This window comes from Agromyces sp. GL_144 (assembly GCF_057834305.1).
The window spans coordinates 13,209-38,563 of the sequence record NZ_CM174399.1 but is presented as its reverse complement, the minus strand read 5'-3'; the positions used below and the strand labels follow the sequence as shown (position 1 = coordinate 38,563).

24 protein-coding genes and 1 tRNA gene are annotated in these 25,355 nt (G+C 68.3%); 15 read left to right on the top strand and 10 right to left on the bottom strand.

All coding sequences use genetic code 11. From position 1 onward, the window contains the following. Positions 1-140 precede the first annotated feature (140 nt). From AC3IPY_RS00190 to AC3IPY_RS00175, 4 genes are read right to left on the bottom strand one after another with little or no spacing between them, the layout of a single operon-like run. Positions 141-884, bottom strand: a complete 744-nt coding sequence (locus AC3IPY_RS00190; protein WP_489185987.1) for an MBL fold metallo-hydrolase — start codon at positions 882-884, stop codon at positions 141-143. Between the two features lie 2 nt (positions 885-886). Then, positions 887-2,212, bottom strand: coding sequence for an MFS transporter (locus AC3IPY_RS00185; RefSeq protein WP_489185986.1), 1,326 nt, complete (start codon positions 2,210-2,212; stop codon positions 887-889). Next, the gene (locus tag AC3IPY_RS00180; RefSeq protein WP_489185985.1) at positions 2,199-3,098 is read right to left on the bottom strand and encodes a DeoR/GlpR family DNA-binding transcription regulator; all 900 of its coding nucleotides are present in this window, start codon (positions 3,096-3,098) and stop codon (positions 2,199-2,201) included. Before AC3IPY_RS00180 ends, AC3IPY_RS00185 begins: the two co-directional genes overlap by 14 nt. Continuing rightward, entirely contained in the window at positions 3,095-4,075 is a 981-nt protein-coding gene (locus tag AC3IPY_RS00175) for a 3-hydroxyacyl-CoA dehydrogenase family protein (protein ID WP_489185984.1), read from the bottom strand. Before AC3IPY_RS00175 ends, AC3IPY_RS00180 begins: the two co-directional genes overlap by 4 nt. Positions 4,076-4,291: 216 nt before the next feature. On the opposite strand from AC3IPY_RS00175, the gene otnK reads away from it, so the two are divergent. From otnK to AC3IPY_RS00150, 5 genes are read left to right on the top strand one after another with little or no spacing between them, the layout of a single operon-like run. Beyond that, positions 4,292-5,569 (top strand): 3-oxo-tetronate kinase, encoded by a 1,278-nt coding sequence (otnK, locus tag AC3IPY_RS00170; protein WP_489185983.1) that lies wholly within the window; start codon positions 4,292-4,294, stop codon positions 5,567-5,569. Continuing rightward, the gene (locus tag AC3IPY_RS00165) at positions 5,566-6,228 is read left to right on the top strand and encodes a class II aldolase/adducin family protein (RefSeq protein WP_489185982.1); all 663 of its coding nucleotides are present in this window, start codon (positions 5,566-5,568) and stop codon (positions 6,226-6,228) included. The genes otnK and AC3IPY_RS00165 overlap by 4 nt, the downstream gene beginning before the upstream one ends. Continuing rightward, positions 6,219-7,433, top strand: a complete 1,215-nt coding sequence (locus AC3IPY_RS00160) for a four-carbon acid sugar kinase family protein (protein ID WP_489185981.1) — start codon at positions 6,219-6,221, stop codon at positions 7,431-7,433. The genes AC3IPY_RS00165 and AC3IPY_RS00160 overlap by 10 nt, the downstream gene beginning before the upstream one ends. 60 nt (positions 7,434-7,493) lie before the next feature. After that, on the top strand, positions 7,494-8,486 hold the full coding sequence (gene pdxA, locus AC3IPY_RS00155) for a 4-hydroxythreonine-4-phosphate dehydrogenase PdxA (protein WP_489185980.1): 993 nt from the start codon (positions 7,494-7,496) through the stop codon (positions 8,484-8,486). A gap of 33 nt (positions 8,487-8,519) precedes the next feature. Then, positions 8,520-8,774: a helix-turn-helix domain-containing protein gene (locus AC3IPY_RS00150; RefSeq protein ID WP_489185979.1), complete on the top strand. Its 255-nt coding sequence runs from the start codon at positions 8,520-8,522 to the stop codon at positions 8,772-8,774. Between the two features lie 87 nt (positions 8,775-8,861). On the opposite strand, the gene AC3IPY_RS00145 is transcribed toward AC3IPY_RS00150, so the two are convergent. Beyond that, a tRNA-Leu gene (locus tag AC3IPY_RS00145) sits at positions 8,862-8,945 on the bottom strand. Positions 8,946-9,312: 367 nt separating this feature from the next. On the opposite strand from AC3IPY_RS00145, the gene AC3IPY_RS00140 reads away from it, so the two are divergent. The 9 genes from AC3IPY_RS00140 (at position 9,313) to pknB (ending at position 21,726) form a co-directional block, all read left to right on the top strand. After that, positions 9,313-10,209 carry a beta-phosphoglucomutase family hydrolase gene (locus AC3IPY_RS00140; RefSeq protein ID WP_489185978.1) on the top strand — a complete coding sequence of 299 codons (897 nt, stop codon included), beginning with the start codon at positions 9,313-9,315 and terminating at the stop codon, positions 10,207-10,209. Further along, entirely contained in the window at positions 10,206-12,722 is a 2,517-nt protein-coding gene (locus tag AC3IPY_RS00135; RefSeq protein WP_489185977.1) for a glycoside hydrolase family 65 protein, read from the top strand. Before AC3IPY_RS00140 ends, AC3IPY_RS00135 begins: the two co-directional genes overlap by 4 nt. Before the next feature lie 65 nt (positions 12,723-12,787). Next, complete coding sequence (locus AC3IPY_RS00130) at positions 12,788-13,534, top strand: FHA domain-containing protein (RefSeq protein WP_489185976.1); 747 nt, start codon at positions 12,788-12,790, stop codon at positions 13,532-13,534. Then, positions 13,531-14,094, top strand: coding sequence for an FHA domain-containing protein FhaB/FipA (locus tag AC3IPY_RS00125; protein WP_489185975.1), 564 nt, complete (start codon positions 13,531-13,533; stop codon positions 14,092-14,094). Before AC3IPY_RS00130 ends, AC3IPY_RS00125 begins: the two co-directional genes overlap by 4 nt. Before the next feature lie 3 nt (positions 14,095-14,097). After that, positions 14,098-15,330, top strand: coding sequence for a PP2C family protein-serine/threonine phosphatase (locus tag AC3IPY_RS00120; RefSeq protein WP_489185974.1), 1,233 nt, complete (start codon positions 14,098-14,100; stop codon positions 15,328-15,330). A 73-nt stretch (positions 15,331-15,403) separates the two neighbouring features. Continuing rightward, positions 15,404-16,738, top strand: a complete 1,335-nt coding sequence (locus AC3IPY_RS00115) for an FtsW/RodA/SpoVE family cell cycle protein (RefSeq protein ID WP_489188381.1) — start codon at positions 15,404-15,406, stop codon at positions 16,736-16,738. Beyond that, positions 16,735-18,192, top strand: coding sequence for a peptidoglycan D,D-transpeptidase FtsI family protein (locus AC3IPY_RS00110; protein WP_489185973.1), 1,458 nt, complete (start codon positions 16,735-16,737; stop codon positions 18,190-18,192). The genes AC3IPY_RS00115 and AC3IPY_RS00110 overlap by 4 nt, the downstream gene beginning before the upstream one ends. Then, positions 18,189-19,922 carry a protein kinase domain-containing protein gene (locus tag AC3IPY_RS00105; protein WP_489185972.1) on the top strand — a complete coding sequence of 578 codons (1,734 nt, stop codon included), beginning with the start codon at positions 18,189-18,191 and terminating at the stop codon, positions 19,920-19,922. Before AC3IPY_RS00110 ends, AC3IPY_RS00105 begins: the two co-directional genes overlap by 4 nt. Positions 19,923-20,025: 103 nt before the next feature. Further along, the gene (gene pknB / locus AC3IPY_RS00100; protein WP_489185971.1) at positions 20,026-21,726 is read left to right on the top strand and encodes a Stk1 family PASTA domain-containing Ser/Thr kinase; all 1,701 of its coding nucleotides are present in this window, start codon (positions 20,026-20,028) and stop codon (positions 21,724-21,726) included. A gap of 91 nt (positions 21,727-21,817) precedes the next feature. Here the strand turns inward: pknB and AC3IPY_RS00095 are convergent, their stop codons facing one another. Genes AC3IPY_RS00095 through AC3IPY_RS00085 form a run of 3 tightly spaced genes read right to left on the bottom strand, consistent with a single transcriptional unit; the run spans position 21,818 to position 23,427 of the window. Then, positions 21,818-22,462 carry an anthranilate synthase component II gene (locus tag AC3IPY_RS00095; protein WP_489185970.1) on the bottom strand — a complete coding sequence of 215 codons (645 nt, stop codon included), beginning with the start codon at positions 22,460-22,462 and terminating at the stop codon, positions 21,818-21,820. After that, on the bottom strand, positions 22,459-22,617 hold the full coding sequence (locus AC3IPY_RS00090; RefSeq protein ID WP_434072420.1) for a hypothetical protein: 159 nt from the start codon (positions 22,615-22,617) through the stop codon (positions 22,459-22,461). Before AC3IPY_RS00090 ends, AC3IPY_RS00095 begins: the two co-directional genes overlap by 4 nt. Before the next feature lie 3 nt (positions 22,618-22,620). Further along, entirely contained in the window at positions 22,621-23,427 is an 807-nt protein-coding gene (locus AC3IPY_RS00085; RefSeq protein WP_489185969.1) for a class E sortase, read from the bottom strand. Between the two features lie 71 nt (positions 23,428-23,498). On the opposite strand from AC3IPY_RS00085, the gene AC3IPY_RS00080 reads away from it, so the two are divergent. Continuing rightward, positions 23,499-23,738, top strand: coding sequence for a cell division protein CrgA (locus tag AC3IPY_RS00080; RefSeq protein ID WP_489185968.1), 240 nt, complete (start codon positions 23,499-23,501; stop codon positions 23,736-23,738). 176 nt (positions 23,739-23,914) lie between these two features. On the opposite strand, the gene AC3IPY_RS00075 is transcribed toward AC3IPY_RS00080, so the two are convergent. Together AC3IPY_RS00075 and AC3IPY_RS00070 are read right to left on the bottom strand one after the other, a co-directional pair. Beyond that, positions 23,915-24,772: a rhomboid family intramembrane serine protease gene (locus AC3IPY_RS00075; protein WP_489185967.1), complete on the bottom strand. Its 858-nt coding sequence runs from the start codon at positions 24,770-24,772 to the stop codon at positions 23,915-23,917. A gap of 7 nt (positions 24,773-24,779) precedes the next feature. Beyond that, the gene (locus AC3IPY_RS00070) at positions 24,780-25,319 is read right to left on the bottom strand and encodes a peptidylprolyl isomerase (protein WP_489185966.1); all 540 of its coding nucleotides are present in this window, start codon (positions 25,317-25,319) and stop codon (positions 24,780-24,782) included. Between the last annotated feature and the right edge of the window lie 36 nt (positions 25,320-25,355).

Sequence of the window (25,355 nt, the reverse complement as noted above, 5' to 3'; positions counted from 1 at the left end):
CCTTGCTGTTTCGAGGGGACCATGCGTCACCAGACGCACCGTATCCCCACCCCGGCCACGGGAGACGACGGAGCGCCGCCAAGGCAGCCAGCCTTGGCGGCGCTCCACCCTGCCCTTCGGCAAGAGCACCCCGCATATCATCAGAGCAACTCGCGCTCGACCTCGCCGCTGAACGTGTCAAGGAACATCGAGAACTGGACGGTCTGCGGCTCTACGGCGACGATCTCGCCGGCCGCAGCGGACAATCGGACGTCATGACCGGGGATCATCGCGAGTGCCGGCTCCTCCGTCATCAGCCTGCGGAGTCGCTCGACGCTCGCGTGGCTCGCAGCGAAGTCGAGAGAGGCATCGACGATCCCGGTTGACAGTTCGTACCGGTTCTTGACGGCGTCACCTGCGAAGAGAACGTCGCCCTCCGTCGTCTGCACGCGATAGGTCACGTGCCCTGGCGTGTGGCCAGGAGTCACGAGGGCACCCACCCCAGGCAGGGCCTCCTCGCCTTCCTCGACCAGCACGACGTTCTCCTCGAGCATCTCGGCGAGGCGCCGCACGTGCAGATCCGGGACCAGCGGCGTGCCTGGCGGCTGAGCCGACGCCCACTCGAACTCGTTCCGACCCACCACGACTGCCGCATTTGGGAACATCGTGAAGTTGCTCACGTGATCCCAGTGCAGATGCGTGGCCAGGATGTGGGTGACATCGCCCGGCTCGAGGCCCAAGCGGGCGAGCTCACGGTGGATGATCGAGATGTACTGCGGCGGTCCCGTGTCGACGAGGACCGTGCGCTCCCCGTCTCTCAGCAGTGCAAGGGTGCTCCAGCCGAGTCCGCCGTGCGTCGCGGTTTTTCCCGGCACGCCCCGGACGAGAACATCGAGTCCATACATCGTCACGCCTCCACACGCTCGGTGACCGCGATCTGCAGCGGCCGGTTCGACAGGAAGAAGCTCGCACCAGCGCCGACAACCAGGAGGACGGCCGCCACGATGAACGGCACGGTATAGCTCGCCGTCCAGTCGACGAGGTAACCGGTCACGATCGGCGCAAGCAGGCCGAAGAAGTTCCCACCGAACGCAACGAGTGAGAAGGCGCGGGCGCTGGATGCCTTGTCGGTGATGAGGTCGCTGGCAAGCGCCCAGTTCAATGTGATGGCAGCGGTGTCCATCGTGAGCACCCATGCGACGATCACGATGATGAGGGTCGTGTCCGTGATCCAGGGAAGGGCTAGGAGCGGAAGCGACAGGAGAAGGAGTGCCATCACGACCCGGCGACGACCTCCGCGGGCCAGGTCGCTTCGACGACGCAGGATACGGTCGCTGATGATCGCAGCGACGACGCTGCCGACGGCGGCGATCGTGTAGATGATGCCCGTCACCCACCCCGAACTGAGGATCTCCAGCCCGCGCTCCGTCTGGAGGTACAGCGGAAGGAAGCTCAGGAACAAGTAGCTTGTATAGACCGCCGTGCCCTGGGTGAGCATGAGACCCCAGATGGCTCGCGTCCGCAGGAGGCGGCCGATGCTCATCTTCGGCGCTGCCTGCTCCTCGGCGTCGCCGCGTGTCCTGAGGATGAGGTTCCGCTCCCCTGCCGACAACCAGCGGGCGTCCTCTGGGCGGCGGTAGATGAGGAACCAGATGAGGCCGACGAGGAGTCCGAATCCTCCCAGGACGAGGAACGATCCGCGCCACCCGACAGCCACGACCAGATAGGCGGCGACAACGGCGCCGATCGCCGGGCCGACGACGGTTCCCGCGTTCAGCCACCCGGTGAAGGTCCCTCGTTCTTTGGCCGGTGCCCACTCGCGTACGACGAGATTGCCCGTGGGGAAGATCGGCGCCTCACCGGCGCCGAGCACGAGGCGGGCGACGATGAGCGTGCCGATGCCGACCGCGAGGCCCGTCGCGCCGGCACCGATCGACCACACAATGATTGCGATGGCGAGCATGGTGCGCGAGCTGCGCTTGTCCGCGAGCATTCCGAACGGTACGAGGAAGACCAGGTAGGCCCAGCTGAAGACCGAGGTGGCCAGTCCGAACTCGCCGGTGGTAAGACCGAACTCCTCGATGATATGCCCGCCCGCAACCGAGAAGTTGACGCGATCCATGTAGCCGAGGCAGGCGATGAGGCCGAGAGCGACGGCGATGAGATATCTGCGATTCCCGACGCGTTCGGCGAGAGGGAGCGGAGTGGTCCCCTTGAGTTTAGGCAGAGACATCGGTGTCCTTTCGGGTGGGGGATGCTCCTCGGGTACGCGAGGAGGTCGTGTCGAGCGCGACCGGCGACGGCGACGGCGACGGCGACGAAGCGTCGTCGGGCGCGACGTGCGCCAGATTGAGGATGACGCCGAGATCGCGGATTCCGCGGGCCGCGGTGCCGGGAAGTCCGTCGTCGGTGATGATGCGGTCGAATCGGCGCAGAGGTGCGATGTCATACATTCCGAAGGTGCCGAACTTCGAACTCGACACCAGGAGCACGGCTTCGGATGCCCCGTCCAAGGCTGCGGCCTTGACATCGACCTTCGCCTCGCTGGGCGTGGTCATCCCTCGGGCGAGATCCCACGAGTTCGTGCTCATGAACGCGACATCCGTGTTGATGCGACGAAGCGTGTCCGCTGCGAGTCTGCCCACGGCCGAGCGGTTCGTGTGATCGAGACGTCCGCCGGTGTGGATGACCTCGACATGGGTCGCACCGGTGAGACGGTCGACGATCGCGAAGTCGTTCGTGATGACGGTCATGCCGCTGTGCTCGAGGATCGTAGGGACGAGCGCGCCGGTCGTCGTCCCGGCGTCGAGGTAGAGGATCATGTCGTCGGCGAGCAACGACTCGGCGGCCTGCGCGATGGCGGCCTTGATCTCTCGCTCGGCGAGCGACTTCGAGTCGAAGCTGGGCTCGGTCCTCATCGCGCTCGCGATCCGCACACCGCCGGGAACCGAGAACGCCCGTCCCTCGCGCTCGAGCACGGCGATGTCGCGACGGACCGTCATGTGCGAGACGCCCAGCGATTCGGTGAGCTGCAAGACGCTCAGGACCGAGTCCTGGTGCAGCAGCCGCATGAGCTTCTCGCGACGCTGGTCGGGGATCAGTGCGGGGTCGTCGGTCACGAGAGCACCCCCGCGACACTCACAGGACTCAGCCCTGGCGCGGGACCTAGCTTCTGTCGCAGAGAAGAGAGCGCGCTATAGGCACGATCACGGTATTCGACGAGCTCCGCGACCTCGCCGACCGGGATGTCGAGCAGACCGCCGCCGCTCTTGATGCCGAGCCGCCCTTCGGCGACGGCCTCGGCGAGCAGTCTCGGTGCCTCGAACCGCTCGCCATACTCGGCTGCGAGGCTCTGATATGCCGATGCGTAGACGTCGAGACCTGCCATGTCCCCGATCGCGAACGGCCCGAACAATGCGAGCCGGAATCCGAACGCGTTGCTGACGACGAGGTCGATCTGCGCCGGATCGGCGAGGCCCTCCTCGACGATGCTGAGCGCCTCCTTGTAGAGGGCGAACTGTAGACGATTGGCGACGAAACCGGGTCGATCGGCGACGGTCGCGGGTACCTTCCCGGCATCCAGCAGCATCGCTTCGACGGCGGTCAGCGCGGCTCGGGACGTCTTCGCGGTGGGGATGAGTTCGACTCCTGGGATGAATGGTGCCGGGTTCATCCAATGCACCCCGAGGAAGCGCTGGGGACCCTCGACGGATTCGGCGAGCTCGGAGATCGGAATGGCGGAGGTGTTCGATCCGATGATCGCGTCGGGGCGCGCGGATCGTGAGATGCGGGCGAGTGCGGCCGCCTTTGCCTCGCGGTTCTCGTACACAGCCTCGGTGATGTAGCCTGCGTCGGCGACGGCCGCCTCGATGGACTCCGCCGCGCTCAGGTGCGCGGCGATCGTCGCTGCTACGCCGGTGGTGAACAGCCCTTCCGACTCCCATCGATTCGTCTGCTCGATGAGCCGTGACAGCGCGGCCTCGGCGATGTCGCGATCGACGTCCGAGAGGATGACGTCGCGCCCGGTGGCGGCGAGCGACTGTGCGATCCCACCACCCATGTAGCCGGAGCCCACGATCGCGATGCGTCGGATCATGGGGGGCAATCCATCCGCTGACTGTGGCGAGGTGGAGGTCATCTGGCCGCTCCTTTGAGGTCGAGTGAAGTAATGAATTCCGACGTGTGAATGCACAGTACTCACTGATTCACAAATCCGTCAACTATGCTAACGTCATTTCACAGACTCAGTCGCTATCGTGTGACGTATTCACGTAGTCGGAGTTGCACGAACCAACAATCGGAAGAGGGAAGAATGCCGCAATGGGGCTGCATCGCAGATGATGTGACCGGCGCTACGGATATTGCGACGCACTTCGTCGAACGTGGCCTCCGCACGGTTGTCGTCGTCCAGCCCTTCGACGCTTTCGGCGCTCTGCGCGAAGAACGTCAGTTCGCCGGTATCGCCGACTCGGATGCGATCGTCGTAGCGCTCAAGACACGGACCGCGCCGGTCGAGACGGCGATCACTCAGAGCCTGGCCGCGCTGCGGCAGCTGCGTGAAGCCGGAGCGGAGCGGATCTACGTGAAGTACTGCTCGACGTTCGACTCGACGCCCGAAGGCAACATCGGGCCCGTCATCGACGCTGTACTCGAAGACATGGGTGAACGAATCACGGTCGTCGTACCCAGCTTTCCGGATGCGGGTCGCACGGTCTACCAGGGATACTTGCTGGTCGGCGATACTCTCCTCGCCGAGAGCCCGATGCGTGAACACCCGCTCACGCCGATGCGCGACTCGTCCGTCATGCGCCTGTTGCGCCCTCAGACGAAGGCTCACGTCGCCCACGTCGGGCTTGACGTAGTGCGGAGCGGCCCGGACTCCCTTGCGTCGGCGATCCGGGCACGCCAGTCATTCGATGGAACGACGGCCGTCGTCGTCGATGCGATCGACGACGATGACCTCATCGACATCATGCGCGCGACTTCGGACATGTCCGTCATCACAGGAGGATCGGGGCTTGCCCGTGGAATTCTTGCCATTCCGCGGGAACACGCGCGAGAGATCCGCGTCATCGACGGCCATCGGGTCGTGCTCTGCGGCAGCGCGTCCGCCCGTACCCGAGAGCAGATAGCTCACGCGAAGACCCTGCTGCCCTGGCGCAAGCTCGACCTCTCGCGGCTCACCTCCGGATTCGAGGCCGAGGTCAACGACATCGCGAGGTGGTCCGCCGACTGTTGGTCGAGCGGCCGGACCCCGATGGTCTTCGCCACCGAGGTGCAGAGCGATCTGAACACTGCAGGCGGCACGGCGGCCGATCTCATCGAGCGCGCGTTGGCGGCCCTCGCGAGGAGTCTGGTCAAGGCGGGAGCGACCCAGCTGATCGTCGCAGGAGGCGAGACGGCGGGCCGCATCATGGACGAGCTCGGGGTGTCGTTGCTGCGCATCGGGCCATCCATCGCTTCGGGCGTCGCCTGGAGCGAGGCGACGACGAGTTCGGGGTCGACGATCGACGTCGCTCTGAAGTCCGGGAACTTCGGAGAGGTCGACATGTTCAGCAGCGCGTGGTCGCAACTGGAGGCGCAAGAGTGACAACCCACTACGGAACGGACGGGCTCATCTCCGCAGCGGTCCGACGCGAGTTGAGCTCGCTTGCCTTGGAGCTGGCCGCCGCGGGCATGGCGCCGGCCGCATCGGGCAACATCAGCGTCCGCGTCGACGACGTGATCGTGATCACCCCCACGGGGGCCGACCTCGGACAGCTCGACGAGCTGTCCGTCGTCGACCTGGAAGGAGCCACGCTGTCTGGGCCGACGGCGTCGAAGGAGTTCCCCTTCCACCGAGCGCTCTATCGCCGTGATCCGCAGACCCGAGCGGTGATCCACGTGCACTCGCCCGCAGCCTCGGCCTGGTCGTGCGTCGATCCGTGGGCACCGGCCAGCGCCGTGCCTCCGCTCACGCCCTACTTCGTCATGCGAGTCGGTCAGACACCGCTGATCCCCTATGCGGACCCGGGCGACGAGTCTCAGGCCGAACAGATCGAGGCGCTCGGGTACCCGTTCCGCGCCGCGCTACTGCAGTATCACGGTCCTATCACCACCGGACGCACGCTCGCCGAGGCTCGACTGGCGCTTGTGGAACTCGAGCAGACCTGCCGCCTCCTTCTCGATCTGGGTCAGATTCCGCACGGGAACGTCCCACCGGACGCCGCGCGTCGGCTCGCGCAGAGATACGGCACTCCATGGACATGACCCGCGCCGACAGTCCCGAGATCGTGATCGGCGACGACCTCACTGGCACCGCCGAGACTGCGCTCGCGCTCGGACGCCGCTCGTCGACGCTCCTTCTGGACGCCGTCGATGCGGTCTCGACTGGTGAGGGCACGATCGCGGTCGACCTCGACACGCGCTATGCAGAGCCCGCCGTTGCCGCCTCCCGCGTCACAGCCCTGCTCCGCCGCATTCCTCCCGACGCGAGCGTCTTCAAGAAGGTCGATTCCGCCCTTCGCGGCAATGTGGGGACAGAGCTCGGCGCCATCGCGACCACCGGCCGGTCTGTTCTCCTGGTGCCCAGCCTTCCGGCTCTCAACCGCACCGTGATCGGCGGCGTGCTCAGCATCGACGGCCGCGTGCTCGCCGAATCGGGTCTTTGGCGAACGGAGCGCTCGGCGCCACCCACCGATGCACGTCACCTCTTCTCTGCATCGGCGGCGCACGATGTCCATGCCGTGCACCTCGACGCCGTGCGTGCGGGCACGGAGGCGTTGACGAGCACGCTGTCGCAGTTGGGGGGCGCCCCGAAAGTCGTCATCGTCGACGCGGAGACGGACTCGGATCTGGATACGATCGTCCGAGCCGTCGACGGCCGCGAGCAGGGCACGGTGCTCGCGGGCTCGCGGGGCCTAGCCGATGCGATCGGCCGGCAACGCGGCGTACGGGCGCACGACGTGAGCGTCGATGGGATCCCGCTCGTCGTCGTCGGCAGCGCGGACGCTGCCGCGCATCGACAATTCCACACCCTGGTCGCAGGCGGCGCCGTCGGGATCACGCTCGATGCGGAGCGCGTGGATGCTTCGGGCGCCGTGTCACGGCTCGTCGATGCCTTGGAGACCGGCCGGGTCGTGGCGATACGGCTGGCGCCGGCAGAGTCGATCGGGCGCGATCGCGCCCACCTTGCCGCTCAGGGTATGGCTCGACTGATCGCGCGTGCCTTCCCAGCCGCACCGGAACGCCCGATCGTCCTTCTCGGCGGCGAGACGGCCCGAGCCGTCCTCCTCGCCCTCGGCGTCACTGCACTCCGACTTCGCGGAACGGCCGACGGAATGGCCGTCGTCGGCGAATCGCCCGAGGGGCGGATCTTCGTCACCCGTCCGGGGAGCTTCGGCGACGATCGGCAACTCGTCCGAATGGTCAACAGCCTCATCCCAGATCTCCGGGCTGCGCCCGGACCGACATGAAAGCATGCCGTGGAATCAACTGACACCACCCCCTTGCCCCTTCCGATCGTCGCAGTCACGATGGGCGATGCCGCCGGCATCGGACCCGAGGTCGTCGTCGCTGCGCTGAGCGAGCCCGAGGTAGTCGGTATCGCGCGCACGATCGTGATCGGCGATGCCACGAGACTGAGCGAGGCCGCTGAGATAAGCGGTCTCGATGCGCGAATCGAGACGGTGTCGGCGATCCAAAGCGCCGTCTTCGAGCCCGGGCGGATCAACGTCATCGATCTCGGACTGATCCCGCCGGGTCTTCCATGGGGAGAGTTGTCGGCCGTCGCAGGCGATGCCGCGTTCCAGTACGTGCGAGTGGCCAGCGAGTTGGCGATGAATGGCTCCGTCGATGCGATCTGCACCGCACCGCTCAACAAGGAGGCGCTGCGCCTGGCCGGCCATGATTATCCTGGCCACACCGAGTTGCTTGCGGCGCTCACCGGTACGGCCGAGGTGTCGATGATGCTCTCGACTCCGATCGTCAAGGTCATTCATGTGACGACCCATGTCGGGCTGATCGACGCGATCTCGCGCATCGAGCCCGGGCTGGTCGAGCGCACGATCCGGCGCGGGCATGCGGCGATGGTCGGCGCGGGGATCGCGCACCCGCGGATCGGTGTATGCGCGATCAATCCGCACGCCGGCGAGCACGGCTTGTTCGGATACGGCGAAGAGGAGTCCAAGATCGCACCAGGGATTCGCGCGGCCCGCGCCGATGGGATCGACGCACGGGGCCCGCTGCCGGCGGACACTGCGTTCTTCCTCGCCGGTCGTGGCGACTACGACCTCGTCGTCGCGATGTACCACGACCAAGGCCACGGGCCCGTCAAGATCCTCGGCATCGAGGCCGGGACCAACATCACCGTCGGGCTGCCGGTCATCCGCACCTCCGTCGATCACGGCACCGCCTTCGACATCGCCGGCCAGGGAGTCGCTGATCAGCGCAGCATGCTCGAGGCGATCCGCCAGGCCGCCCAGCTGTCAGCGGGATCGGAGCGCTCCTTGATCAGGCGGCCCGACTGACCGGGGGCCGACGTCACCGCTCCGGCACGTGAATTGCACGTCAGCCGACGACAGCTGTACCGATACGCGGGCTGTGGCGATGGAATCGCAAGCATGCTCGCGCGGCGTCGCGTCGAGACGGCTCCGACGCTGCTGGAGTTGCAGCCTCGAACGCCGATCGACGAGGTCGCTCAGCGAGCGGGATTCACTAGCGCCTCACGCCTGAGGTCGCAATTCATCCGCCACGTTGGCATCACCCCGAGCGCGTATCGGCGCATCCGCGTGGGCTCGCGTTCGGATGCCGCGTGAGCACCATAAGGGCGAAATCCTCCGCAGTCGGACACGGCCCGAAAACGGCCCGGAGCCTCATCGAGGTTCCGGGCCGTTCCTTGTGTGTGCGCGAGGGGGGACTTGAACCCCCACACCCTTGCGAGTACTGGCACCTGAAGCCAGCGCGTCTGCCAATTCCGCCACTCGCGCAAATGTGGTCGCACCGAAGTGCGTCCAGCCACGAGAGCCTAACATCTCGCGCAGGCAAAGGCCATTCGAGCCGCGGATGCCTCGGGCAGGCCCTCCCCCGCCACCCCATGTCTGCCCGATTCGGAGATTTGGCGACACGCCGCGCCCCAGCGGCCTGCACGACGGCGTGTCCCAGAAACTCCGAATCCGGCAGAACAGCTCCACGCGATCACCGCGCGCGATACGCACGCACGCACGTACGCACGACGTCGCCGGCCACCTCCGCGAATGCTCCGAACCCGCATCCGCCCTCGCGCTCGCGCACCGCAGCGGAATAGCATCGAACGGCGGGTCCCACTGCCGCGACCGGCACGACGAAAGGACCGCCGTGACCACGCACGACTCCCCCGAAGCATCCGCCACAGCCACCGGCAAGACCCCGAGCCCCGACCAGAACCCCGCCGACGTCGACCTCGGCGGCATCCGGGGCTGGCTCTTCGACCTCGACGGCGTGCTCACGCCCACGGCGATCGTGCACATGCACGCGTGGTCGCGCCTGTTCACGCCGTTCCTCGAGCAGCACCGCGCCGCGCCCTACGTCGAGGGCGACTACTTCGCGTACATCGACGGCAAGCCGCGCTACGACGGGGTGCGCAGCCTGCTCGAGAGCCGCGGCATCCGCATTCCAGAGGGCGAGGTCGCCGACGGCCCCGACGAAGAGACGGTGCACGGCCTCGGCAACCGCAAGAACGACGCCTTCAACCAGACGCTCGAAGAAGAGGGGGTCGAGGCGTACCCGGCGAGCGTCGCGTTCCTCGATGCCGTGATCGCGAGCGGATGCCGCGTGGCCGTCGTCTCGAGCTCGAAGAACGCCCCCTCGGTGCTGGCCGCCGCGGGCATCGACGATCGCTTCGAGGTCGTCGTCGACGGTCTCGTGGCGGCGCGCGACGGCATCCCGGGCAAGCCGGCACCCGACACGTTCGAGCGCGCGGCCGAGCTGCTCGGCCTGCCGACGACGGCCTGCGCGGTCGTCGAGGACGCCGAGTCCGGCATCCGCGCGGGCGCGACCGGCGACTTCGGCCTCGTCGTGGGCGTCGATCGAGGGGTCGGCCGCGACGCGCTGCGCGAGCTCGGCGCCGACGTCATCGTCGACGAGCTCGACGAGCTCCTTCCCGCGGTGAGACGCGCGGCCGAGGCATCCGGCGCATCCGAGGCATCCGACGCTCGAGACACCGCAGAAACCGCAGAAACCGCGCCGAACGACACCCGAGAGGACCACGCATGAGGTTCGCCGACACCGATCCCCTCGACCGCAACCGGTTCCCGATCGACGAGTGGGCGCTCGTCGAGAACGAGTTCGGCGTCGACGACCAGGGCCGCACCGAGACGCTGTTCGCGGTCGGCAACGGCTACCTGGGGCTTCGCGGCAACGTCGAGGAGGGCCGCGACGGGCACCTGCACGGCACGTTCGTCAACGGGTTCCACGAGACGTGGCCGATCCGCCACGCCGAAGAGGCCTTCGGCTTCGCGCGGGTGGGGCAGACCATCGTGAACGCGCCCGACGCGAAGATCATCCGGCTCTACGTCGACGACGAGCCGCTCGTCATCGCGACGGCCGAACTGCTCGAGTACGAGCGCCGTCTCGACTTCCGGCAGGGTGCGCTGTCGCGCTCGATCGAGTGGCGAACGCCGTCGGGCAAGCGCGTGCGCATCACGAGCCGGCGCATGGTCTCGTTCACCGACCGCCACCTCGTGGTGCTCGACTACGAGGTCGAGATGCTCGACTCCGATGCCGCGATCGCGATCTCGAGCCAGATCCTGAACCGTCAGGACGGCCGCGACGAGTACCGCTCGGGCGTGCAGGAGGACCCTGGCGTGTTCGACCCGCGCAAGGCCGACATGTTCACCGACCGGGTGCTGCAGCCGCGCATCAAGCGCGCCGAGGGCGACCGCTACATGCTCGGCTACCAGTGCACGAACTCGGGCATGACGATCGCGGTCGGCGTCGAGCACGAGATCGCGACCGAGAACGAGTTCACCGAGGCCGGCTCCATCGGCGACGACCTCGCCAAGCACCTCTACCGGGTGCACGCCGAGCAGGGCAAGCCGATCCGCATCACGAAGTTCGTGAGCTATCACACGGCCCGCACGGTGCCCACGCGCGAGCTCGTCGACCGCTGCGACCGCACGCTCGACCGCGGCCTCGAGGTCGGCGTGGCCGAGCTGTTCACCCGGCAGCGCGCGTGGCTCGACGACTTCTGGGCCGGCTCCGACGTCGAGATCGAGGGCCAGCCCGAGGTGCAGCAGGCGGTGCGCTGGAACCTGTTCCAGCTCGCGCAGGCCTCGGCCCGCACCGACGGCGACGGCGTCGCGGCCAAGGGCGTGAGCGGCTCCGGCTACGGCGGCCACTACTTCTGGGACAGCGAGATCTACGTGCTCCCGTTCCTCAGCTACACGGCGCCGAACGTGGCCCGCAACGTGCTGCGGTTCCGCCAGCGCATGCTCGACGCCGCCCGCGCCCGTGCGCTCGAGCTCAACCAGCGCGGCGCGCTCTTCCCGTGGCGCACCATCAACGGCCTCGAGTCCTCGGCCTACTACGCGGCGGGCACCGCGCAGTACCACATCGACGCCGACATCTCCTATGCGCTGTGCCAGTACGTCGCGGCCACCGGCGACACCGACTTCCTCGGTCGTGGCGCGATCGACATCCTGGTCGAGACGGCGCGCATGTGGGAGGACCTGGGGTTCTGGCGGTCGGGGGGCACGGCCGACGAGGTCTTCCACATCCACGGCGTCACCGGGCCCGACGAGTACACCACGGTCGTCAACGACAACCTGTACACGAACGTCATGGCGCGGGCGAACCTCGCCGCCGCGGCATCCGCCGTCGACCAGTTGCAGCTGCACGACCCGATCGCCTACCACAAGCTCGTCGCGCGACTCGGGGTCACCCCGTCGGAGGTCGGCGAGTGGCGGCGCGCGGCCGCGCACATGCACATCCCGTTCGACGCGCAGCTCGGCGTGCACCCGCAGGACTCGGCCTTCCTCGAGAAGGAGCTCTGGGACCTCGAGAACACGCCCGAGAGCCGGCGCCCGCTGCTGCTGCACTACCACCCGCTCGTCATCTACCGTTTCCAGGTGCTGAAGCAGGCCGACGTCGTGCTCGCGCTCTACCTGCAGGGCGACCGGTTCACCGATGCCGAGAAGCTCGCCGACTTCGAGTACTACGACCCGCTGACCACGGGCGACTCGACGCTGTCGGCGGTCGTGCAGTCGATCATCGCCGCCGAGGTCGGCTACCACGAGCTCGCGCTGCGCTACTTCCGCTCGGCGCTGTACGTCGACCTCGCCGACCTGCACCAGAACGCGGCCGACGGCGTGCACGTCGCCTCGACGGGCGGCGTGTGGGCTGCGCTCGTCATGGGATTCGCCGGGTTCCGCGACCACCTCGGGCGGTTCGCATTCGACCCGCGCCTGCCCGACTCGTGGTCCAGGCTCACCTTCCCGCTCACGTTGCGCGGCACGCGCATCCGCGTCACGCTCGAGGCCGAGGCCATCTCGTTCCACGTGGAATCGGGCGACGGCGTCGAAGCGAGCGTTCGCGGCGAGCGGGTCTTCATCAGCCCCGAGGCGGATGTCTCGGTGCCGTTGCAGGGCCAGGGGCCGCGTCTGCACGGGGCGCCGCGCATGAAGGATGTCGCGGGCTCGCGCCGGGCCGACGGCACGCTGCTGACGGCCTCCATCCCGACGCTCTCGATCGACCTCGACGCCGAGGAATCCGCGATTCCGGTCGACTGAGGGGCGGTGTTCCCAGTCGATCGGGCTAGCATGTCAGCAATCTACGGAACGGGATCGGGAGACCTGTGGGCCTACTGGACAACTTCGAGAAAGGTCTCGAGCGCGCCGTCAACGGCGCCTTCGCGAAGACCTTTCGCTCGGGGCTGCAGCCCGTCGAGATCACGGCGGCACTGAAGCGCGAGATCGACACGAAGGCGGCGGTCGTCTCGCGCGACCGCGTGCTCGTGCCGAACAAGTTCCGGGTGCGCATGTCTCCGGCCGACCACGCGCGCATGACCGGGCTCGGCCCCGCGCTCACCGACGAGCTCGTCGACCTCGTGCAGAAGCATGCGGCGAGCCAGCGCTTCCAGTTCGCGGGCGGCATCACGATCGAGCTCGCCTCCGACGAGAGCCTCGCCGAGGGGCTCGTGCAGGTCGACTCCCGCAACGTGAAGGGGCAGGTCGCCTGGACCCCGGTGCTCGACATCGGCGGCACGCGGCATCCGATCATCAAGGGCCGCACCGTCATCGGGCGCGGCAGCGAAGCGGATGTCACGATCGACGACTCCGGCGCATCCCGACGCCATGCCGAGGTGCAGTGGGACGGCTCGCGTGCGCGCGTGCGCGACCTGGGCTCCACGAACGGCACCCAGCTGAACGGCGCGCGCATCACCGAGGCCATCCTCGAGCCCGACGGGGTCATCACCATCGGCCGGTCGCGTATCGTGTTCCGGGTGCTCGCCCAAGCCGCATCCCCCGCAACGCCCGCGCCTCGTGTCGACCCGGCGACCGAACGCCACGACCTCGGCGGATTCTGGGGGCCGGCCGAATGAGCGAGCTCACCCTGCTGGTCCTGCAGCTCGGATTCCTCCTCCTGCTCTGGGTGTTCGTCTTCGCCATCGTCTACGCGCTGCGCAGCGACCTGTTCGGCCAGCGCGTGCGCAAGCTCCAGCCGGATGCCTCGAGCGCGGCGTCCTCCGGCGGCTCGGCGTTCCCCGCCCCGGCCAAGGCGCCGGTCTCCGCGGGCGTCGGCGCGGCGGCGGGCGGTGCCGCCCTCGCCGGGGCGGGTGCGGCCGGCGCCGCGGCATCCGGAGCCACCGACTCCCCCTCCAAGCTCGTCATCACGAGCGGGCAGAAGGCGGGCACCGAGTTCCCGCTCGGACGCGACGAGATCACGATCGGGCGCTCCAGCGACTCGGCCATCATCATCCGCGACGACTACACGTCGACCCATCACGCCCGCATGATGCTGTGGAGCGGTCGCTGGATGATCCAGGACCTCGATTCCACGAACGGCACCTTCCTCGACGGAGTGCGTGTCACCGCCCCCGTGCCCATCCCCCTCGGAGCGACCATCAAGGTCGGAGCGACGACGTTCGAGCTGCGGCGGTAGGCCATGGTGTCGGTCAAGGCGAGCGCCGCGGTCTCGCACGTCGGGCGCATCCGCTCGAACAACCAGGACTCCGGCTACGCCGGACGCCGGTTGTTCCTCGTGGCCGACGGCATGGGCGGTCACGCCGGCGGTGACGTCGCCAGCGCGATCGTCACGCAGCGCGTCGCCGAGGCCGACGACGACTACGCCTCGGCACCCGAGGCATCCGCCGCCCTCGAGGGCGCGCTCATCGCGGCGAACCGGCGGCTGGCCGAGACGGTGTCCGAGCATTCCGAGCTCACCGGCATGGGCACCACCGCCAGCGCGATCCTGCTGCACGGCGACCGCGTCGTCATCGCCCATATCGGCGACTCGCGCATCTACCTGCTGCGCTCGGGCGAGCTCAGCCAGATCTCGATCGACCACACGTTCGTGCAGCGCCTCGTCGACGCCGGCCGCATCACCGCCGAGGAGGCGATGGTGCACCCTCGCCGTTCGGTGCTCATGCGCGTGCTCGGCGATGTCGAGGCCTCGCCAGAGATCGACACGATGGTGCTCGACACGAGGCCGGGCGACCGCTGGCTGATCTGTTCCGACGGGCTCTCGGGCGTGGTGTCATTCGACGAGATCCACGAGCAGCTCTCGGCCGAGGCCGGGGCCAAGCAGGTCGCCGACCGCCTCGTGAAGGCCTCGCTCGACGGCGGCGCCCCCGACAACGTCACGGTCGTCATCCTCGACATCGGGGATCCGCCCGCACCGGCCACGCCGCCGCTCGTCGTCGGCTCCGCCGCCGCCCCGCTCGCCTTCGGTGCGGCATCCGAACCGGTTCGTCCCCGTGCCATCCGCCTGGCGCCGTTCCGCCCGCATCCGGTGCAGGAGACGCACTTCGAGCCCGATTCCGAGGACTACTTCGACGAGATCATCGAGGAGGACGCCCGGCGCCGCCGTCGTCGCCGCTGGGTCTGGGGCTTCTGGATCTTCGCCATGGCCGCCGTCATCGTGGCGGCCGTCGCACTGGGCTACCAGTGGACGCAGACGCGGTACTACGTGGGCGAGTCCAACGGTCGCGTGGCGATCTTCCAGGGCATCCAGCAAGACCTGGGGCCGATCTCGCTGCACGAGCTGTACCGGGAGACGAGCATCGACGTGTCCGAACTGCGCACCTACGACCAGCAACGCGTCGAGAAGACCATCAGCGCGGGCTCGCTCGCCGATGCGACCCAGATCGTGGCGAGATTGGAGCAGTCCCTTGAGTGATGCCGCCACCGGTCGCATCACCGCGACCCAGCCGCCCGCGTCGACGCCGCCAGACGGCATCCGCCGCATCCGCATGCCCCAGCGCCTGCGCAACCTCGAGTTCTGGCTGCTCCTCGTGGCCTGCTTCATCAACGCGAGCGCGATCGTGCTCGTGCAGCTCGGCGCACTCGGGCACGTCGACACCCAGCTCGTGCTGCTCGGCGCGGGGCTCTCGCTCCTCGTCTTCGCCCTGCACATCGTCATGCGCTTCGTCGCCCGCGATGCCGACCCCTTCCTGTTGCCCATCGCCACCGTGCTCAACGGCATCGGCATCGCCGAGATCTACCGCATCGACATCGCCTTCGGCGAGTCCGGCTGGGAGAGCGCCTCGGTGCGCCAGATCGCCTGGAGCGCGATCGCGATCATCGCCGCCATCGCCACGATCCTGCTCATCCGCAACCACCGCGTGCTCTTCCGGTACACCTACCTCTCAGGGCTCGTCGCGATCGTGCTGCTGCTCCTGCCGCTCATCCCAGGTCTCGGCAAGGAGATCAACGGCGCCCGCGTGTGGATCAGCTTCGGCTCGTTCGCCTCGTTCCAGCCCGGTGAGATCGCGAAGATCGCCCTCGCGGTCTTCTTCGCCGGATACCTGGTGCGCAACCGCGACTCGCTCTCGATGGTCGGCACGAAGTTCCTCGGCATGCGGTTCCCGCGGGCGCGCGACCTCGGCCCGCTCCTCATCGTGTGGGCGCTGTCGATGGCGGTCATCGTGTTCCAGCGCGACCTCGGCACCGCCCTGCTCTATTTCGGCCTGTTCCTCGTCATGCTCTACGTGGCGACGAGCCGCCTGTCGTGGGTCGTGCTCGGCCTCTCCCTCTTCCTCGCGGGCGCCCTCATCGCCAGCCAGACGCTCGACTACGTGCACGCCCGCTTCCAGAACTGGCTCGAGCCGTTCAGCGACGGGCGGTACAACGCCGACCCGGGCGGCAGCTACCAGCTCGTGCAGGGCCTGTTCGGGCTCGCCAACGGCGGGCTCATCGGCACCGGCCTCGGGCGAGGCAGCCCCGACATCACGCCGGTCCCGCAGAGCGACTACATCATCGCGAGCCTCGGCGAGGAGCTCGGCCTCGCCGGACTCTTCGCGATCTTCGCGCTCTACGTGCTGCTCGTCGCCCGCGGGTTCCGCATCGGCTTCGCCGGTCAAGACGACTTCGGCAAGCTCCTCGGCGTGGGCCTCGCCTTCGTCGTCGCGCTGCAGGTGTTCATCGTCGTCGGCGGCGTCACGCGGGTCATCCCGCTCACCGGCCTCACCACCCCGTTCCTCGCGGCCGGTGGTTCCTCACTCGTGGCGAACTGGATCATCGTGGCCCTGCTGCTGCGCCTGTCCGACACCGTCCGCAACCATCCGAGGCTGGTGATCGACGGATGAATCGAGAACTCAAGCGCGTCAGCATCGTCGCCCTGCTGATGTTCACGGCCCTGTTCGTCTCGACGACGGTCATCCAATACTTCTCGGCCGACGCGCTCGCGGCCGACCCGCGCAACTCCCGCACGCTGTACGCGAGCTACTCGGTCGAACGCGGTCCGATCCTCGTCGACGGAACGCCGGTGGCCTTCTCGCAGGCATCCGACGACGACTACAAGTTCCTCCGCGTCTACCCGAACGGGCCGCTCTACGCCGCGATCACCGGGTACATCCCCGTCAACGGCGAGGCCACCGGGCTCGAGAGCTCGCTCAACGACTACCTGAGCGGCCAGGCCTCCTCGCAGTTCTTCGACAAGATCAACCGCCTCATCTCCGGTCAGGACCCGATGGGGGCCTCGGTCGACACCGCGATCGACCCCTTCATCCAGCAGGCGGCGTGGGATGCGCTCGGCGACTATCAGGGCGCGGTCACCGTGACCGAGCCGGCGACGGGCCGCATCCTCGCGATGGTCACCAAGCCCACGTTCGATCCGAACACGCTCGTGAGCCACGACACCGACGCGGTCGAGGCGACCTACGAAGGACTCCTCGCGGATCCGAGCGACCCGCTCTTCAACCGCGCCACGGGTGGCGACATGAACCCTCCCGGTTCGGTGTTCAAGCTCGTCGTCACCGCCGCGGCGCTCGAGTCCGGACGGTACACCCCCGAGAGCACGTTCCCGAACCCCGGCGAGCTCACGCTGCCCGGCACCGATTCAGTGGTCATCAACTCCGGCGGCGGCACCTGCGGCAGCGGCGGCGCGACCGTGACCCTCGCCGACGCACTCCGCTTCTCGTGCAACATCCCGTTCGCGGAGCTCGGCATGGAACTCGGCGACGACGCGATCCGCGAGCAGGCCGAGAAGTTCGGCTTCAACCACGAATTCGACATCCCCACCCCGACCGAGCCGAGCGTCTACCCGCGGGGGCTCGACGAGCCGCAGACCGCGCTGTCGGCGTTCGGCCAGTACACGGTGCGGGCGACGCCGCTGCAGATGTCGATGGTCTCGGCCGCGATCGCGAACGGCGGCATCGTGATGAACCCCAACCTGGTCGACGGCATCACCGCACCCGACTTCAGCCCGCTCGAGGACTTCAAGCCCTCGGAGTTCGGCCGCGCCGTCAGCGAGAGCACCGCGAAGACGATGACCGAGATGATGATCAACGGCGTCGAAAGCGGGGCCGCGAGTAATGCAAGAATAGACGGCGTCAGCGTGGCCGGTAAGACGGGTACAGCGGAGAACGGCGAGGATGATCCTTACACCTTGTGGTTCACCGGTTTTGCCCCCGCCGACAACCCTCAGTATGCGATCACGGTACTCGTGGAGGATGGCGGGGGACTGGGTCAGGACGGGTACGGCAATCTCATCGCCGCACCCATCGCAAAGCAGGTACTAGAGGCGGTGCTGAACAAATGAGACCGAGCGCAGGGCTCACCTTCGGGGGGCGCTACGAACTGCAATCCCGCATCGCGATCGGCGGGATGGGCGAGGTGTGGCAAGCCACCGACCTCGTGATCGGCCGACAGGTCGCCATCAAGATCCTGAAAGACGAATACCTCGGCGACCCGGGCTTCCTCGAGCGCTTCCGTGCCGAGGCGCGCCACGCCGCCCTCGTGAACCACGAGGGCATCGCCAACGTCTTCGACTACGGCGAAGAGGAGGGCAGCGCCTACCTCGTGATGGAGCTCGTCCCCGGCGAGGCCCTCTCCACGATCCTCGAGCGCGAGCACGTGCTGTCCACCGACAAGGTGCTCGACATCGTCGCCCAGACGGCGAACGCACTGCAGGCCGCGCACGCCGCAGGCCTCGTGCACCGCGACATCAAGCCGGGCAACCTGCTCATCACGCCCGACGGCCGGGTCAAGATCACCGACTTCGGCATCGCGCGCATCGCCGACCAGGTGCCGCTGACCGCGACCGGCCAGGTCATGGGCACGGTGCAGTACCTCTCGCCCGAGCAGGCGTCCGGTCACCCGGCGTCGCCGACGACCGACATCTACTCGCTCGGCATCGTCGCCTACGAGGCGCTCGCGGGCCGCCGGCCGTTCACCGGCGAGTCGCAGGTCGCGATCGCCATGGCGCAGATCAACGAGACGCCGCCCGACCTTCCGGTCACGGTCTCCGAGCCGGTGCGCAACCTCGTCTACGCCTGCATCGCGAAGAACCCGGCCGAGCGACCGCAGACGGCCGCGCACCTCGCGCGCGCCGCCACGGCGCTGCGTCGTGGCGACGTGCAGGCGGCCACCGTCGCCGTCCCCGCGATCCTCGGGGCGGCCGGCGCGACCGCCGCCACCATGCTCATGCCCCAGGCCGGCGCGACCGCCGCGACCACGGTGCTCCCGACCGGCGCACCCGGCGATGAAGAGGGCGAAGAGGGCGAGGGCGAAGAGAAGAAGCGCAGCCCCTGGACCTGGCCGCTCATCGTGCTCATCGCGATCCTCGCGATCGTGCTCATCGGCACGATCATCGCCCTCGCGATGAGCGGCGGTGGCGAGCCCACGAAGACCACGAGCACGACGCGCAGCGCTCCACCGAGCACGTCGACGACCGCGCCGCCGCCGACGAGCGATGCGCCGACGACCGTGCAGATCAACCCCGACGACTTCGTCGGCCTCTCGGCCGACGACGCCCGGGCCAAGCTCAGCGACCTCGAGATGGTGGCCAACGCCGTCGAGGGCAAGGCTGCCGCAGACCCGTCGGGCACCGGCATCGTGTACGACGTCAACCCGACCGGGCCCGTCCCGATCGGCGCCGAGGTCACGATCACGTACTACGCGGCGCCCGAGACTCCGGCCGCGCCGGGGTCCGCACCGAGCGTCACGCCCGCAGAGGTCGCCCCCGGCGGCTCGTTCGAGGTCAAGTGGCCGCAGGCCACCTGCCCTGCCGGCCAGACGCTCTCCGGATACCAGGTCAACGTCGACGGCCCCGCGGCATCCGCACCGCCGCTCGGTGCCGGCGCGACCAACGTGACCATCACCGTCAACGGCGATGCCGCCGACGGCAGCACGGTCGACGTCTCGTACCTGTACTTCTGCGGGCAGCTGAGCTCGGGCACGTCGCCCGTCGGCTCGGTCACGGTGGTGGCGGCGACGCCGCCCTCCGAGGAGCCCGACGACGGCGCCCTGCCGCCCGCGGGCAACCAGTAGGCCATGAGAGCGCGGCACCCGGCCAACCGGGAGTCGCGCTCCGGTATCCCGCGGAGACCACGCACCGAACGACACGATGTGACTTGAAGGGAGTCGACCGCACGTGAGTGACGAAGGACAGATGCTCGCCGAACGCTATCGCGTCGGTCAACTCATCGGCCGAGGCGGCATGTCCGACGTCCACGTCGGCCAGGACACCCGTCTCGGGCGCCAGGTCGCCATCAAGCTGCTGAAGCCGCAGCTCGCGACGGACCCGGCGTTCCGCATGCGGTTCCGTCAAGAGGCCCAGTCCGCGGCGCGCATGGCGCACCCCACGATCGTGCGCGTGTTCGACGCCGGTGAAGAGACCGTGACCGACGCCTCCGGCCATGAGGTGCAGCTGCCCTTCATCGTCATGGAGTTCGTCGAGGGTCGCCTGCTGAAGGACATCATCCACGACGGGCCGCTCGAGCCGGCCGCCGCGGTGCGGGTCATCGACGGCGTCCTGACCGCACTCGAGTACTCGCATCGTGCCGGTGTCGTGCACCGCGACATCAAGCCCGGCAACATCATGATCACCACCACCGGCCAGGTGAAGGTCATGGACTTCGGCATCGCGCGTGCGGTGTCCGACTCGTCGACGACGGTGGCGCAGACCACGGCGATCCTCGGCACCGCATCGTACTTCTCGCCCGAGCAGGCCAAGGGCGAGACCGTCGACGCGCGCACCGACCTCTACTCCACGGGCGTCGTGCTCTTCGAGATGCTCACCGGTCGGCCGCCGTTCCGCGGCGACACCCCGGTCGCCGTCGCCTACCAGCATGTGAGCGAACGGCCCGTGAAGCCGAGCGTCATCAACCCGCGCGTCTCCCCCGCGCTCGACGCGGTCGTCATGCACGCCCTGACGAAGACCCGCGAGGGCCGATACCAGACGGCGGCCGAGTTCCGGGCCGACATCGACACCGCGGCATCCGGTCGCGTACCGCAGCACCAGCGCACCGACGAGACCGCGGCCTTCTTCGGCACGACGCCCACCGGTTCGCTCTCCACCTCGGAACTCGCGCTGCGGCAGCTCACCGAAGACGAGACGATGGCCCGCACCCAGCGTCGTCCCCCGGCCATCTGGATCTGGTCGGGCATCATCGGCGTCATCGTCATCGTCGTCGCCGTCATGTACTGGGCCTTCAACCTGCAGCCCACGGTCGAGGTGCCGTCCAACGCGCGCGAGGTTCCCGCGTTCACCGCCGACACCACCTATGAGCAGGCCGTCTCGCAGCTTCAGGAGCTCGGCCTGCCCGCGACTCGCATCGACGAGGTCGACGACGACGTCCCGGCCGGCAACGTCACCCGCACCGACCCGCCCGCCGGCGAGATCGTCGACAACGGCACGCCCATCACGGTGTACGTGTCGAAGGGGCGTGAGGCGATCGCCGTGCCCGATGTGCGCAACAAGTCCCTCGACGACGCGAAGGCCGACCTTGACGGGGTCGGGCTCAAACCGGGCACCGAGACGCGCACGACCTCGCCGACCGTCGCCGCCGACATCGTCCTCTCCACCGATCCTGCATCCGGTTCCTCGGTCGAGGTCGGGTCCACCGTGAACTTCACCATCTCCAACGGCATGGTCACCCTGCCCGATCTCACCGAGCAGACCCTCGAGGCGGCGTCCTCGCTGCTCTCGGCAGAGAATCGGCAGCTCACGCCCGTGCCGAAGCCCGACCCCGGGTGCGCGTCCCAGCCCGGATCCCCCGTCACGCACCAGTCGCTTCCGGCCGGCGACGTGCCGCAGCACTCCGAGGTCGAGCTCACCTACTGCGCGGGCTGAGCCCGTCGGGCGAGCGGGCGTTCACGCGCCGACACCGACACCGACAACCGACCGAGCAGCGCACAGGCGCGGCATCCGCCGGTGGTCGAACTCAGGCCTCGGTGGCGCGCAGCAGCGGGTTCAGCCCGGCCGCGCGTTCGGGTGCTTCAGCCAGTCCGGTCACGGCGAGCCAGTTGCCGAGCATGCGGTAGCCACCCTCGGTGAGCACCGACTCGGGGTGGAACTGCACGCCGAAGATCGGGGCGCTCTCGTGACGGAGCCCCATGATGACCCCGCCCTGCGTGCGGCTGGTCACGATGAGCTCGCGCGGCACGGTGCCGTCGACCACGGCGAGCGAGTGGTACCTGGTCGCCGTGAACGGCTGCGGAACGCCGTCGTAGAAGCCGCTGTCGTCGTGCGTGATGCTCGAGGTCTTGCCGTGCATGAGCTCTTCGGCGTTCGTGACGACGGCGCCGAACGCCTCGGCGATGGCCTGATGCCCGAGGCAGACCCCGAGCAGCGGAATGCCGGCCGTGTGCGCCGCGTGCACGGTCGGGATCGAGACGCCCGCGACCGACGGCTTGCCGGGCCCCGGTGAGACGAGCACCCCGTCGTATTCCGCGATGCGCGCCGGCACCTCGGACACCGGGAAGGCGTCATTGCGCAGCACGTCGGTCTCGGCGCCGAGCTCTTGGAGGTACCCGTTCAGCGTGTAGACGAAGCTGTCGTAGTTGTCGATGACGAGGATTCGGGTCATTGGTCCACCGTGACGTCGATCGGGTTGACGATGCCGTCGACCCAGGGGAACACCCACGTGAAGAGGGCGTAGACCGCGGCTGCGATGAGGATCAGCAGCAGGATCAGGCGCAGCCAGACCGGGCCCGGCAACACGCGCCACAGCGCTCCGTACATGGTTCAGGACCCCCAGGTGGCGACGATGTCGGCGATCTCGGCCGGCGGCCCGGCGGAGGCCGGCTGCCACGAGTCGAGCACGCCGTAGGCGACGAGGCGTTCGGCCGTCGAGTACAGCGGATTGCACGTCGTCAAGGTGATGATGCGGTCGGTCGGCGCGAGATCGGCGCGGTGCGGCACGGCCGCGAGCACGTCGGTGGTGTCGGGCGTGACGTACTCGAAGTCGCGGAAGCGGTAGGTGTACCAGCCGTCCTTCGTCTGGATGTAGATCGGGTCGCCGAGCTGGAACTGCTCGATCTCGTGCATGCCGCCGCCGTAGGCGCTTCGGTGCGACGCGATCGCGAAGTTGCCGACCTGACCGGGCATCTGCGTGCCCGGGTAGTGCCCGACGCCGGTCTCGAAACTGTTGAGCACGTCGAGCCCGTAGCCCTCGGCGATCTGGCGCACCGAGTCGTGGGTGTCGGGGGCGTCGAAGCGCGGCACGTACATGACCGCGAACGCCTCGCCGTTGGGGTACTCGGCCGGCCCGACCACCGGGTCGCCGTAGTCCTCGGGTGCGGGCGCAGGCTGTTGGCGGGCCCACTTGTCCCATTCGGCACTCTGAGCGGATGCCGCAGCCGACTGCTGCCCGGCCATGATCGCGTCGTTCCACCAGAGCTGCCACCCGAGGAACAGCAGGATCAGCACGCCGGCGGTGAGCAGGAGCTCGCCGAACACCCCGACCACGCTGACGCGGTGGCGCGGCTTGCGGCCGGCGGCCTTCTCGCGCGCTCGCACGCGACGACGCGCCTCGGGCTCCAGATCGGACATGGGCTCGATTCTATTCGCCCCGGAGACCCCTCGGCTGTGAGTCCTGTCCGCTCTCGGATAGAATCACCCGCATGGCACGTACGAAATCCCCCAAGCCCGCGCGCGCCGAGCAAGCGAGCGGCGAAGAAGCGCCGAACCCGGTGTGGTTCAAGCCCGTCATGTTCGGCTTCATGCTGCTCGGCCTGGCGTGGATCATCGTGTTCTACGTGAGCCAGGGCAAGCTGCCCATCGCCGACCTCGGTTCGTGGAACATCCTGATCGGGTTCGGCATCGCGTTCGTCGGCTTCCTCATGACGACGCGCTGGCGCTGAGCCCCACACACGACGACTTCTGAGAAGACGAGCGGATGCGGCATCCGCTCGTCTTCTTTCGCGTGCGCTCGTCGTGCATGCTCGACGTCGCGAACCCCATTGACCGGTTCGCAATTACACTCGTGTAACTCTCTCCCCAGTTGTGGATGGGCCTGTGGATAACCTCGGGCCGGGCCTCAGAACAGCGGGAAGAAGAAGTAACGCAGGCTGAGGAGCACGAGCACCGCGCAGAGCGCCACCAGCCACCAGATCTGCGCCCGCTGCTGCGACCGCTTGCGGGTCTCGATGAAGATGAGGCCGACGAGTGCGCCACCGATCAAGCCGCCGAGGTGGGCCTGCCACGCGATGTTGAAGCCCGGGACGAAGCCGATCACGAGGTTGATGCCGAGCAGCACGAACAGCTGCGTCGTCTGACCGCCGAGGCGCCGCTGGATCACGAGGAACGCGCCCATGAGGCCGAAGATCGCGCCCGAGGCGCCGACGACGCCGACGCGCGGGTCGCCGAGCCAGAGCACGCCGACCGACCCGGCGAACCCGGAGATCAGGTAGAGCGCCAGGAACCGGCCGCGACCGAGGAGCCCCTCGAGCAGCTGGCCGAAGATCCAGAGCGTGTACATGTTCAGGGCGACATGGAACAGCAGGCCTGTGGAATGCACGAACATCGCCGTGATCATGCGCCACGGCTCGAAGTTGCCCGGGTGCGAGTACACGCCGGCGTACAGCAGCCGGTCGGTGATCGCGAGGCCGGGAATCAGCTGCAGCACGAACACCGCGAGGGTGATGCCGATGAGGGTATACGTCACCACGGGCGCACCCCGCCCGGCCGCGGACCGCATGCGCGTGAGCACGGCGGGCTTGGTGCGGGGTGCCGACGCGCGCTGTTCGCGCATGCACTCGGGGCAGATCACGCCGACGGGCGCCGGTGTCTGGCATTCGCCGCACACCGTGCGACCGCAGCGCTGGCAGAGCACGAAGCTCTGACGATCGGGGTGCCGGTAGCAGAAGTTCGCGCGCTGCGCGCCGGCATCGCTCACCGGTGGATCAGACCTGCTCGACGGTGACGCTCTCGATCACCACGTCGTCGAGGGGGCGGTCACGACCATCGGTCGGAACCGAGGCGAGCTTGTCGACGACGGCCTGGCTCGCGGCGTCGGTCACCTTGCCGAAGATCGAGTGCTTTCCCTGCAGCCACGTGGTCGGGCCGACGGTGATGAAGAACTGCGACCCGTTGGTGCCGCGGCCGCCCTGGATGCCGGCGTTGGCCATGGCGAGCACGTAGGGCTCGGTGAAGTCGAGCTCGGGGTTGATCTCGTCGTCGAACTGGTAACCCGGTCCGCCGATGCCCTGCCCGAGCGGGTCGCCGCCCTGGATCATGAAGCCGGGGATGATGCGGTGGAAGACGACGCCGTCGTACAGCGGGTCGGTGGACTTCTGGCCGGTGGCCGGGTGGGTCCACTCGATCTCGCCCGTGGCGAGGCCCACGAAGTTCTTCACCGTCTTCGGTGCGTGGTGTCCGTAGAGGTCGACCTTGATCGGTCCGAGGCTGGTGTTGAGGGTCGCGACTGCGGTGTGAATCGGCATTCCCTTATTCTGTCACGCACTGATTCGTCAAGGGGA

Coding starts and splice junctions, on each gene's coding strand:
- AC3IPY_RS00080 (WP_489185968.1), top strand. CDS start 23,499: ATGGCACGTACGAAATCCCCCAAGCCCGCGCGCGCCGAGCAAGCGAGC.
- AC3IPY_RS00190 (WP_489185987.1), bottom strand. CDS start 884: ATGTATGGACTCGATGTTCTCGTCCGGGGCGTGCCGGGAAAAACCGCG.
- AC3IPY_RS00070 (WP_489185966.1), bottom strand. CDS start 25,319: ATGCCGATTCACACCGCAGTCGCGACCCTCAACACCAGCCTCGGACCG.
- otnK (WP_489185983.1), top strand. CDS start 4,292: ATGCCGCAATGGGGCTGCATCGCAGATGATGTGACCGGCGCTACGGAT.
- AC3IPY_RS00125 (WP_489185975.1), top strand. CDS start 13,531: ATGAGCGAGCTCACCCTGCTGGTCCTGCAGCTCGGATTCCTCCTCCTG.
- AC3IPY_RS00160 (WP_489185981.1), top strand. CDS start 6,219: ATGGACATGACCCGCGCCGACAGTCCCGAGATCGTGATCGGCGACGAC.
- AC3IPY_RS00105 (WP_489185972.1), top strand. CDS start 18,189: ATGAGACCGAGCGCAGGGCTCACCTTCGGGGGGCGCTACGAACTGCAA.
- AC3IPY_RS00095 (WP_489185970.1), bottom strand. CDS start 22,462: ATGACCCGAATCCTCGTCATCGACAACTACGACAGCTTCGTCTACACG.
- AC3IPY_RS00115 (WP_489188381.1), top strand. CDS start 15,404: ATGCCCCAGCGCCTGCGCAACCTCGAGTTCTGGCTGCTCCTCGTGGCC.
- AC3IPY_RS00135 (WP_489185977.1), top strand. CDS start 10,206: ATGAGGTTCGCCGACACCGATCCCCTCGACCGCAACCGGTTCCCGATC.
- AC3IPY_RS00090 (WP_434072420.1), bottom strand. CDS start 22,617: ATGTACGGAGCGCTGTGGCGCGTGTTGCCGGGCCCGGTCTGGCTGCGC.
- pdxA (WP_489185980.1), top strand. CDS start 7,494: ATGGGCGATGCCGCCGGCATCGGACCCGAGGTCGTCGTCGCTGCGCTG.
- AC3IPY_RS00120 (WP_489185974.1), top strand. CDS start 14,098: ATGGTGTCGGTCAAGGCGAGCGCCGCGGTCTCGCACGTCGGGCGCATC.
- AC3IPY_RS00110 (WP_489185973.1), top strand. CDS start 16,735: ATGAATCGAGAACTCAAGCGCGTCAGCATCGTCGCCCTGCTGATGTTC.
- AC3IPY_RS00185 (WP_489185986.1), bottom strand. CDS start 2,212: ATGTCTCTGCCTAAACTCAAGGGGACCACTCCGCTCCCTCTCGCCGAA.
- AC3IPY_RS00085 (WP_489185969.1), bottom strand. CDS start 23,427: ATGTCCGATCTGGAGCCCGAGGCGCGTCGTCGCGTGCGAGCGCGCGAG.
- AC3IPY_RS00175 (WP_489185984.1), bottom strand. CDS start 4,075: ATGATCCGACGCATCGCGATCGTGGGCTCCGGCTACATGGGTGGTGGG.